Raw genomic sequence first — 9,439 nt, 5'->3', positions numbered from 1 at the left:
AGCTACGGCTATGGCGCTGCAAACCCCGCAAAAACTGTGCTCGCCGGGGCCACTTTTCGCTTCGACGCCTTCCGCCGCGCAGACTCCTAGCCGTCCACCGGCTCCAGCGGCGTCGCAAGTGTGCGCTGCAAAAAGGCCAGGTCCAGCCAGCGCCCAAATTTGAAAGCCGCCTGCCGGATCGTGCCGCAGTGCTCGAAGCCCAGGCGTTTGTGCAGCGCCATGCTCACGCTGTTGTCGAGGTCGATCGCGCCCACCAGGGCGTGCATGCCTTGTTCTTCGGCTTTGGCGATTACTGCCTCCAGCAGCTTGCGCCCCAAGCCCAGGCCACGGCTGTTTTTTTCAACATAGACCGAGTGCTCGACCGTGTATTTGTACGCCGGGAATGCTCGGAAGGTGCCGTAGCTCGCAAAGCCCAATAACTTGCCGTTGCCGTCTTCCATCCCGATCACCGGAAAATCATTGGCACGCTTGGCGGCAAACCAGGCCACCATGGTTTCAGGCGCGCGTGGTTTGTAGTCGTACAGCGCTGTCGAGTTGACGATCGCCTCGTTGAAGATAGCCAGGATCTGACTGGCATGGCGCTCTTCGGTGCACAGGACGAGATGCATGGGTAGTTCCTTTCGGAAAGGGTGACAATGATTGTCTACTATAAGAGATGGTTAATCCCTTATGATGGACGAATGTATTTCCCGAAAGGTGCTCCATGACGATTGATGCCCTAATCGCGTCACGGCTATTGGCATTGCGCCAGGCCAGGGGCCTGAGTCTGGCGCAACTGGCCGAAGTGTCGGGTGTCAGCAAGGCCATGATCTCCAGGGTGGAGCGCGTGGAAAGCAGCCCGACAGCCATGATCCTCGGGCGGCTCGCAGCCGGCCTGGGAGTGTCGCTGGCACAGCTGCTCACCGAAGACAAGGAAGAGGAAGCCGTCCGCAGGCTGCGAAAGAGGGCAGAGCAGGCGGTGTGGCGTGACCCGAAAGCCGGCTACCTGCGGCGCCAGGTGGCTGAGCGTGAGCCCGACAACGGTATCGAGATGGTGGAGGTTGAGCTGCCCCGGTCTGCCCGCGTTGCCTACCCGCAATGGAGCGGTCAGCCCTACCGGCAGCGCCTCTGGCTGGTCGACGGCAGCTTGCGTGTTGAATACGGCGACGAAGTTTTCGAACTCGAGCCCGGCGACTGCCTGGACTTCGGCGTTGACCGCCCCGTGGCTTTTAAAACCCTGGGGCGCAGCGCTTGCCGTTATTTGCTGGTCGTCTGGCCCGGCTGAAACCGGCCGGCCTTCAACTGGCAGCAGCAGACCCTGGCACAGCAGCGACGGTCGGTGTCGCGTTCCTGGCGCGTATACGCCGCACCTGCAGTGTCCCGCCAATCAAAAACAGCACAAACACCACGCCTGTGGCCGGCAGCAGTTCAGGCGCATCGAAAACGTCGAGCCGCGCGACCGGTGTTTACTGCGGCCGAACAGCTGATGGCATGGGCTGCAAAAACACTGCAGCGCACATCGCCGAGGCCAGCGCGCAGAGCACGGCCGCCAGCACCACCCAGCGGAACGCATGGATCAGCATGGCGGCAGACGCGCCCTCCATCGGCCCGCCCAGGGACGCGCTGAACACCACCCCCAGCACGGCCACGGCCAGCAAGGCCGCAATGCGCGCCACGGCATTGTTCACGCCCGAAGCCACGCCGGCATGGGCGGTGGGCACGGCGTTCATCACGGTGGTGGTCAGCGGCGCGACGGCAATCGTCATGCCCAGGCCCAGCACCACCATGGCCGGGAAAAAGCCCGCCCAGTAGGACCAGCCCACACCCGGCAGCGCCATCAGGGCCAGGCCGGCCGCCGCCAACGCCGGGCCGCCTATCAGCATGCGGCGTGCGCCAAAACGCTCCATGGCCTGGCCAGCCGTCGAAGACAGCAGGCCCAGGATGATGGAAAAGGGCAGCAGCGTGGCGCCCGCCGCAGTGGCCGAGTAGCCAAAGGCGCCTATCAATACAAAGGGCAGGAAGAACAGCACACCGCCCAGTGCAAAGTAAAGCAGCAGCGTCAGCAGGTTGGTGCCGACAAAGTCGCGCGACCTGAACAGCGAGGGCGGCATCATGGGCGCCCGCACCCGCAGCTGTGCCACCCCAAAGGCCCCCAGCATGACGGCACCCAGCGCCAGGGGCAGCAACACGCGCACATGGCCCCAGCCGCGTTCGGGCGCCAGCGTCAGCCCGTAGGTGAGGGCACCCAGGCCGCTGGCCACGAACAGCACGCCCAGCCAGTCGAAGTGCCGGGGCGCGTCGGGGTCGCGGCTGTCGGGCACGGCGCGCAGGGCCAGCCAGACGGTGGCCGCCGCCAGCGGCACATTCAGGAAAAAAATCGCGCGCCAGGAAACCGTGTCCACCAGCCAGCCGCCCAGCACCGGCCCCGCCGCACCGGTGATGGCCGCCCAGGCGGCCCAGGTGCCGATGGCCTTGCCGCGTGCTTCGCCTTCGAACACGTTGCCGATGATGGCCAGGCTGGCCGGCACCAGCAGTGCCGCGCCCACGCCTTGCAGGGCGCGCGCCGCAATCAGCGCACCGGTGCCCGGGGCCAGCCCGCAGGCGACAGAGGCGGCGGTAAAAAGCGCAATGCCGATGATGAACACCGTGCGCCGCCCGAAGCGGTCGCCCAGCGAGCCGCCCACCAGCACCAGCGAGCCCAGTGCCAGCAGGTAGGCGTTGATGACCCATTGCATGGCCGCCAGGCCGGCGCTGCCCGCAAAGTCGCGCTGGATGGCGGGCAGGGCGATGTTGACGACTGAGCCGTCGATGAAGGCCATGGAGGAGCCGAGGACGGTGGCGGCCAGCGCCAGGCCGCGCCGCACTGCAGGGGCTGCCGCTGTTCCGGCCGCGTGCTGCGCGCGGATCAGCCCTTCGTCGCAGGGCGACAGGACGCTACCCGCCATGGCGGTGCTTCGCGGTGTTGTGCGCGGCGCTCAATTTGTTTGCTGGCTTGCCGTTAACCATGTATGGCTCTCCTGCTTGTTGTTCAAGAAACCGCATCTGCTTTTCTGGCGTATTCCCGCCAGTGCGGAAGCGGGTCCGCCATGCCCCTGCAGCGGTCCGCATGCAAGCGGAAGGCACGGGTAACAAGCCTGCAGCTTACTGATTTTTGGGGGAAACCGTCATGATTCGCACCAACACCATGGGCCTCAAGGAGGCTTGCCTCACCGCCGTCTCTGCGCTGGACGAGCTGGTGTTTGAGCTTGTCTGCGCGAGCCGGCAGAACCTGTCGCCCGTGTTCCTGGACTGGGTGGCCGACGAGGCCACGCCGCTGGTCGAACGGCAGATTGCCAGGTCCTTCGGCACACCGCAGTTTGCGACCAGTTTGCGCAGGGGCGACCAGCGCCTGGCGATGGCACGCTGGGTGCGGCTCTGGGTCGGCCCGCGCATCGTGGAGGGTTTTGAGGAGCTAGCCGATTGCCTGCCGGAATTTGCAGACAGCCGGCCTGCCGCCCGGCAGCCTTTGCCGGCGCCTGTGGCCGATACGTTCCTGCATCGTTTTCTCGCCATGCTGGGGCTGGTCGGCGGCACCGGCTTGCAGGGTTCCCCGGCACGCTATCAATAAAGTAGCTGTTGGCGCCCGAATCTATTGGGCTGGTGGCCGATTTGATGCGTGAGGCGGGGCTTCCCCATACCTGTATGGAATGGGGTGGCATGTCCGTTTCCGGCGAGCCTGCCTGGCCCTTCCAGCCTACGCTTGGGGTTTTCTTCAGGACACAAGCTCGCCATGAATACCTTGTTGACGTACAGGCAACCCGAAGCCGGCTGGACGGGGGTGACCGAAGCGCTGCAGACGCAGGGCAGCGCTGTGTTGCCGCAGCTGTTGAGCCCTGACCAGTGTGCAGAAGTTGCCGGGCTGTATCGGCAGAACGCCCTGTTTCGCAGCCGTGTCGTGATGGCCCGGCATGGTTTTGGACAGGGCGAATACCAGTACTTCAGCTATCCGCTGCCCGAACTGGTGCAGCAGCTTCGCAGCATGCTGTATCCACGGCTGGTGGACGTGGCCAACCGCTGGAACGAAGCCATGGGCATCGCGGTGCGTTACCCGGCTGGGCATGCCGCTTTCCTGGCGCGCTGCCATGCGGCCGGCCAGGTGCGGCCGACGCCGCTGCTCTTGCAGTACGCGGAAGGCGACTACAACTGCCTGCACCAGGACCTGTACGGCGAGCCTGTGTTTCCGCTGCAGGTGGCGGTGCTGCTGTCGCGGCCGGGCGAAGATTTCACCGGCGGCGAGTTTGTGCTGACCGAGCAGCGCCCGCGCATGCAGTCCCGGCCTGAGGTGGTGCCGCTGGGCCAGGGTGACGCCGTGGTGTTTGCCGTGCACCACCGCCCGGTGCAGGGCAGCCGCGGGTTTTACCGGGTCAACATGCGCCACGGCGTGAGCCGGCTTCGCTCGGGGCAGCGCCACACGCTCGGTATTATTTTTCATGACGCGCAGTAGCATGGGCACACCCTCCCGGAGCCGTATTTGAGTACCACCGATCTCTTTGACGATTTGCCCGCCACGGTGTCGCGTGAAACGCTGGCCCCCGGCGCGATGCGGCTGCATGCCTTTGCGCGCGAGGGTGACGCAACCCTGTTGCAGGCCATTGAAGAGGTCATCGCGCAGGCGCCGTTCCGCCACCTGGTCACACCTGGCGGATACACCATGTCGGTGGGCATGAGCAACTGCGGCGAACTCGGCTGGGTGTCCGACTGCAGCGGTTACCGCTACGACGCGCTGGACCCGCTCTCGGGCCAGCCCTGGCCGGCCATGCCGGCGTGTTTTGCGGACCTCGCGCGACGTGCTGCCGCGCAGGCCGGCTTTGAAGGCTTCCGGCCCGACGCCTGCCTGATCAACAGGTACGAACCCGGTGCCCGGCTCTCGCTGCACCAGGACAGGGACGAGAAGGATTTGTCCGCGCCCATTGTTTCTGTCTCGCTGGGTTTGCCCGCCGTATTCCTGTTCGGCACCGGCCGGCGCAGCGACAAGCCGCAGCGCTACCGGCTGGCCCACGGTAATGTGGTTGTTTGGGGCGGACCGGCGCGCCTGGCCTACCACGGCGTGGCACCGCTGGCCGACGGTGAACACCCCTTGCTGGGCCGGCACCGCATCAATCTGACATTTCGACAGGCAGGCTGACTTTTAGAAGAAAAAGTGCCTCCAGCCCATATGGGGAGGGCGCAAGCAGCTATTGAAAAGATAGCATTTTTCTTCTGCGGCGAAACACGCGATCAAAGACTTCTGTCCCCGCAGGCCTTTGACCCTGCGTCACAATTCCTGCTTGTTCCTGCATACATTCGCGGTTCAAATCCACACGGGCCAACAGCACCACCGGAGGTTTTTCCCATGGCTGACGATTCGACAGAAACGCCGTTCACGCCCTACAACGACCGGCGCCACCAGATGTTTCCGGAGCTCACCGCTTCCGAGATGGAACGCATGCAGCGCTTCGGCAAGCTGCTGCGCTTTCAGCGCGGCGACCGGCTGTTCGCTGCCGGTGAAACCGGCCCCGGCATGTTTGTGGTGCTCAAGGGTACGGTGGCCGTGACCCAGCGCGACGGCATGGGCCGCGTGGTGCCCGTGGTCCGGCATGGGCCGGGCGGGTTTTCGGCCGAGGTTGGGCAGCTCTCGGGCAGCGTCGCGCTGGTGGATGGCCATGCCGAAGAGGAAGTGGAGACGCTGCTGATTCCGCCCGACCAGCTGCGCGCGCTCATCATCGCCGAGGCCGACTTGGGCGAGCGCCTGGTGCGTGCGCTCATCCTGCGCCGCGTCGCGCTGATCGAAGCCGGGGCCAGCGGCCCGGTGCTGATCGGCCAGCCGCAGTCGGCCGGTGTGCTGCGCCTGCAAAGTTTCCTGAGCCGCAACGGCGAGCCGCACCATGTCATGGACATCACCAGAGACGCCGGCGCCGCCGCGCTGCTGGAGCAGTACAGCGCAGGCGCTGCCGACATGCTGGCCGTGTGCCCCAATGGTTCGGTGCTGCTGAACCCGACCGAAGGCGAACTGGCGCGCTGCATCGGCATGGTGGACACCGCCGACCACGACGAGTTGTTCGACCTGATCGTGGTCGGCGCCGGCCCGGCCGGCCTGGCCACGGCCGTATATGCCGCCTCCGAAGGCCTGCATGTGCTGGTGCTCGACTGCCGGGCCTATGGCGGCCAGGCCGGTGCCAGCGCGCGGATCGAAAACTACCTCGGCTTTCCGACTGGTATTTCGGGCCAGGCGCTGGCCGGCCGTGCCTATGTACAGGCGCAGAAGTTCGGCGTCGAGATGCTGATTCCCGCCCAGGCAAAGTCGCTGGACTGCCGCCGCATGGCCACGGAGGGTGAACTGCAGCTCACGCTGACCGACGGGCGCCGGCTGCGCGGCAAAACCATGGTGGTTGCCAGCGGCGCGCGTTATCGCCGGCCGGAAGTGCCGCGCCTGTCGGAGTTTGAAGGCCGCGGCGTCTGGTACTGGGCCTCGGCCCTCGAAGCAAAAATGTGCAGCCAGACCGAAGTCGCCCTGGTCGGCGGCGGCAACTCCGCCGGACAGGCCGCGGTGTTTCTTTCGCAGCATGCCGCCAAGGTCAATGTGCTGGTGCGCGGGCCCAGCCTGGCCGCCAGCATGTCGCGTTACCTGATAGACCGCATCGAAGCCGCGCCGAACATCGAGTTGTTGCCGTATACCGAGCTGGCCGGGTTGCATGGCGACGAAGCCGGTCTGGCGGCCGTGACCTGGCGCAACCGCCAGGACGGCAGCGAGCAGCAGGCGGCCATGCGCAATGTCTTCATGTTCGTCGGTGCCGACCCCGAAACCAGCTGGCTCCAGGGCTGCGGTGTTGCCATCGATCCGCACGGTTTTGTCCTTACCGGCGAAAAAGTGCTCAGTTGCCAGCCCGGCCACACGCCGGCGCCGCTGGAAACCAGCATTCCCGGTTTGTTTGCGGTGGGCGACGTGCGCAGCGGATCGGTCAAGCGCGTCGGTGGCGCGATAGGCGAGGGTGCTGCAGCGGTGGCGATGATTCACCAGCACCTGGCGGCGCGGGAGCGTTCAGCTTCCGTGGTCTGAGTACCTGAACGTGAAACCTGGAAACTAGAAGTCTTCGGCCTTCAGCATCAATGGGTGGTCCGGGGTATAGGCAACGCCAGCCACGATCATGTCGGCAGCCCGGGCATGAATCATCTCCGCATCCAGTGCATAGGCATTTTTCAATGAGTCCGGCCCCTTGCCTGCGTCGAAGAATTCTTCCATCGCTTCACGGGAAATTTTGACCGGAATGATGCTGCCGGCGTGCGATATTCCAAAGCTGAGCCAGTCGCCGTGATCGACGACCTCCAAGGACGATTCCATGTGTTCCCTCCTGTAGTAATCACGAGAATAGCTGACCGGCCGCTGCTCGTACAGACTGGGAGAAACCACTAAGCCCCCTGTGTTGCGGGTACCGGTGCGAGATGAGGGCGCAACGTCATGGCTGTGTTGTTTGTCCTTATGTGTCGCTGCGGGCCAACAGACGGGAGTGTCCCGTTGCCTAAAGGCGGCTCATTCCTCCAGAGGGTCGCCGTGTTTCTCGACAAGACGCACCACGGTGTTCCAGTTTCTCGTGGTCACCGGTGAGCCCAGGAGTTTTTCCAGAAAGGCATTCGGGCTGCCGGGCGACTTGCCGAGCTGCCGGCTGACGCTAAATACTTCCGTGTCGGTGATGCTCAGGATTTCAACATCTCCACGAGCCGACGAGCGCGGCCATTTTGGCGGTGCGGCATATGCCGCTGGCAGAAAAGACACGCAGCACGCGTAGACGCTGCCGGGTGTCACAGACTTGAACGGACGACGTTCAACCAGGTCGGCGAGGGCATCCACTTGACGTACATAAGCCGGTTCCTTGAGCCCGCATTCGGTCAGCATAGCCCGGCAGGCGAGCGTCAATACCCTGTTCGCTTTCGCATTGCTTTTGGCCGAAAAAACAAGGGTGCCATTGGTGAGGAATGACGAAGCAGTCTCTGCGCCGGCAGAAAGGAAAGCTGCTTCGAACTGCGCCCGGGTGGGGCAGTTTGCCCGGCCCAGGTTCAGGTTGCGAAAGAAGGCGGCGTGTTTCATGCCTGGACTATGGCGTACAGCCTGTGCGTTCAAGCGCGGCCCGCACATCCGCCGGCCCGCGCACATGGACGGCCTGCAGCCCGGCGGCTTGTGCGCCGGCAACGTTCTCGGCCAGGTCATCAAAAAACAGGATGGCCTGGGGATCGACCCTGATTTCTCGGGCGATGTGCTCAAAGGCCTGCCGCTCGGGCTTGCGGCAGCCCATGTCGGACGAAACGAAGATGCGGTCAAACGCCTGCACGACCGCCGGGAACATCACTGACCAAGCGGTCTGGTGCGCGGTGTTGGAGTTGGTGAAGGCATAACAGGGCAGGTGGCTGCGCGCGGACCGGATCATGGCCAGGGTTTCGCTGATTTCGCCGAGAAAGATCGCATTCCAGCCCTCGGCAATACGCACATGGCCCTCCTGCAATTGGAGGGAGTTGCAAAGGTGGGCGAAATATTGTGCTGCGTCTATCTCACCGCGCTCATGCTGCTGGTAGGCGGCGTCAAACCGGAAGCCGGCCCTGATCTCGTCGAGGGACAGCCGCGACACCGGTTGCCAGTGTTCGAAGGCGCGGTTGAAGTCGATGTCGAGCACCACGCCGCCGAGGTCAAACAGCAGTGCCTGAACTTTCGCTGTCATGAGAAAGCGGTTCAGGTGGCCGCCACGGCTTCAACTTCCAGCTTCCACTTCGGATCCAGCAACTGGCAGCAAACCACGGTGAGGGTGGGCTCGTGGCTGCCCAGGAACTTCACGCGCGTGCGCACGTTGGCTTCGTCGTAGCTCGGGTCGGCCAGGTAGGTGCGCACGGACACCAGGTTGTGCAATTCCATGCCGGCGGAACGCAGCAGGGTCTGGATGTGTGTCCAGATCACTTCGGCTTGCTCCTCGAAGGACTCGGGCATGGTCTTGCCGTCTGCAAGGTAGCCATTGAGGCCACTGATCACCAGCATGCGCGAGTCGCCGTGGATTTCCATGGCGTGGCTGTAGCAGCGGTATTGGGGGAAAAGTTCCTTGGGGTTGTGTTTGATGACCGGCATGGGGAAGGGCTCTCTTTGGGGCGAACGCCGAGTCTATCGGCGTGGCGCCATTTTTCAAGCCCCGGCTTCCCACTTTCGAACTCCTTGCTCTCAGGCCGTGAGCCGGGTGTCCTGTCCCGCAAATAAAGGCGATATGAAATCGCCCAGTCAGCCGCCATGCGGCGTTGCTCGTCGTTGCCATAGCTACGGCTATGTCGCCTCCTCGCGCCTTGCCTGACAGCTGACTGGACAATTTCATTTCATCACCTTATTTCCGGGACAGGACACTAGCGGACGGCGTTCCACGCCGTTTGCGGAAATGGACCCAGGGGTTCCCGGAGGATGCGGCTGGAGATG

At 64.2% G+C, this 9,439-nt stretch carries 11 protein-coding genes; 5 read left to right on the top strand and 6 right to left on the bottom strand.

Annotated features, from left to right (window positions below; genetic code table 11):
- Positions 1-86 precede the first annotated feature (86 nt).
- Complete coding sequence (locus WA904_RS12885; protein WP_425197524.1) at positions 87-608, bottom strand: N-acetyltransferase family protein; 522 nt, start codon at positions 606-608, stop codon at positions 87-89.
- A gap of 95 nt (positions 609-703) precedes the next feature.
- Here WA904_RS12885 and WA904_RS12880 point away from each other — a divergent pair, with 95 nt between their 5' ends.
- The gene (locus WA904_RS12880; protein ID WP_425197523.1) at positions 704-1,264 is read left to right on the top strand and encodes a helix-turn-helix domain-containing protein; all 561 of its coding nucleotides are present in this window, start codon (positions 704-706) and stop codon (positions 1,262-1,264) included.
- Positions 1,265-1,445: 181 nt separating this feature from the next.
- Here the strand turns inward: WA904_RS12880 and WA904_RS12875 are convergent, their stop codons facing one another.
- Positions 1,446-2,924 carry a DHA2 family efflux MFS transporter permease subunit gene (locus tag WA904_RS12875; protein ID WP_425197522.1) on the bottom strand — a complete coding sequence of 493 codons (1,479 nt, stop codon included), beginning with the start codon at positions 2,922-2,924 and terminating at the stop codon, positions 1,446-1,448.
- 221 nt (positions 2,925-3,145) lie between these two features.
- Between WA904_RS12875 and WA904_RS12870 the strand changes: the two genes are divergently transcribed.
- The 4 genes from WA904_RS12870 to WA904_RS12855 all read left to right on the top strand — a co-directional run bounded on the left by WA904_RS12870 (position 3,146) and on the right by WA904_RS12855 (position 7,054).
- Positions 3,146-3,586: a hypothetical protein gene (locus tag WA904_RS12870; RefSeq protein WP_425197521.1), complete on the top strand. Its 441-nt coding sequence runs from the start codon at positions 3,146-3,148 to the stop codon at positions 3,584-3,586.
- Between the two features lie 162 nt (positions 3,587-3,748).
- The gene (locus tag WA904_RS12865) at positions 3,749-4,462 is read left to right on the top strand and encodes a 2OG-Fe(II) oxygenase (RefSeq protein WP_425197520.1); all 714 of its coding nucleotides are present in this window, start codon (positions 3,749-3,751) and stop codon (positions 4,460-4,462) included.
- 27 nt (positions 4,463-4,489) lie between these two features.
- A complete protein-coding gene (gene alkB / locus WA904_RS12860) occupies positions 4,490-5,143 on the top strand; it encodes a DNA oxidative demethylase AlkB (protein WP_425197519.1) in 654 nt (217 codons plus the stop codon).
- Between the two features lie 207 nt (positions 5,144-5,350).
- Positions 5,351-7,054, top strand: a complete 1,704-nt coding sequence (locus WA904_RS12855) for an FAD-dependent oxidoreductase (RefSeq protein WP_425197518.1) — start codon at positions 5,351-5,353, stop codon at positions 7,052-7,054.
- A 24-nt stretch (positions 7,055-7,078) separates the two neighbouring features.
- Here WA904_RS12855 and WA904_RS12850 read toward each other — a convergent pair whose 3' ends face one another.
- From WA904_RS12850 to WA904_RS12835, 4 genes are all read right to left on the bottom strand, one after another.
- Positions 7,079-7,336, bottom strand: coding sequence for a hypothetical protein (locus tag WA904_RS12850; protein WP_425197517.1), 258 nt, complete (start codon positions 7,334-7,336; stop codon positions 7,079-7,081).
- Positions 7,337-7,525: 189 nt separating this feature from the next.
- Positions 7,526-8,080: a DUF1697 domain-containing protein gene (locus tag WA904_RS12845; protein ID WP_425197516.1), complete on the bottom strand. Its 555-nt coding sequence runs from the start codon at positions 8,078-8,080 to the stop codon at positions 7,526-7,528.
- A 7-nt stretch (positions 8,081-8,087) separates the two neighbouring features.
- The gene (locus tag WA904_RS12840; protein WP_425197515.1) at positions 8,088-8,705 is read right to left on the bottom strand and encodes an HAD-IA family hydrolase; all 618 of its coding nucleotides are present in this window, start codon (positions 8,703-8,705) and stop codon (positions 8,088-8,090) included.
- Between the two features lie 11 nt (positions 8,706-8,716).
- A complete protein-coding gene (locus WA904_RS12835) occupies positions 8,717-9,103 on the bottom strand; it encodes a RidA family protein (RefSeq protein ID WP_425197514.1) in 387 nt (128 codons plus the stop codon).
- Positions 9,104-9,439 lie beyond the last annotated feature (336 nt).

It is taken from the genome of Polaromonas sp., from assembly GCF_049790275.1.
GTDB lineage: Bacteria > Pseudomonadota > Gammaproteobacteria > Burkholderiales > Burkholderiaceae_C > Polaromonas.
The sequence above is the reverse complement of the archived record's forward strand: the minus strand, read 5'-3'. Positions and strand labels throughout refer to the sequence as shown.

Excerpts from the sequence above, each read along its gene's own strand:
- WA904_RS12885 (WP_425197524.1), bottom strand. The coding sequence starts at position 608 with ATGCATCTCGTCCTGTGCACCGAAGAGCGCCATGCCAGTCAGATCCTG.
- WA904_RS12880 (WP_425197523.1), top strand. The coding sequence starts at position 704 with ATGACGATTGATGCCCTAATCGCGTCACGGCTATTGGCATTGCGCCAG.
- WA904_RS12875 (WP_425197522.1), bottom strand. The coding sequence starts at position 2,924 with ATGGCGGGTAGCGTCCTGTCGCCCTGCGACGAAGGGCTGATCCGCGCG.
- WA904_RS12870 (WP_425197521.1), top strand. The coding sequence starts at position 3,146 with ATGATTCGCACCAACACCATGGGCCTCAAGGAGGCTTGCCTCACCGCC.
- WA904_RS12865 (WP_425197520.1), top strand. The coding sequence starts at position 3,749 with ATGAATACCTTGTTGACGTACAGGCAACCCGAAGCCGGCTGGACGGGG.
- WA904_RS12855 (WP_425197518.1), top strand. The coding sequence starts at position 5,351 with ATGGCTGACGATTCGACAGAAACGCCGTTCACGCCCTACAACGACCGG.
- WA904_RS12850 (WP_425197517.1), bottom strand. The coding sequence starts at position 7,336 with ATGGAATCGTCCTTGGAGGTCGTCGATCACGGCGACTGGCTCAGCTTT.
- WA904_RS12845 (WP_425197516.1), bottom strand. The coding sequence starts at position 8,080 with ATGAAACACGCCGCCTTCTTTCGCAACCTGAACCTGGGCCGGGCAAAC.
- WA904_RS12840 (WP_425197515.1), bottom strand. The coding sequence starts at position 8,705 with ATGACAGCGAAAGTTCAGGCACTGCTGTTTGACCTCGGCGGCGTGGTG.
- WA904_RS12835 (WP_425197514.1), bottom strand. The coding sequence starts at position 9,103 with ATGCCGGTCATCAAACACAACCCCAAGGAACTTTTCCCCCAATACCGC.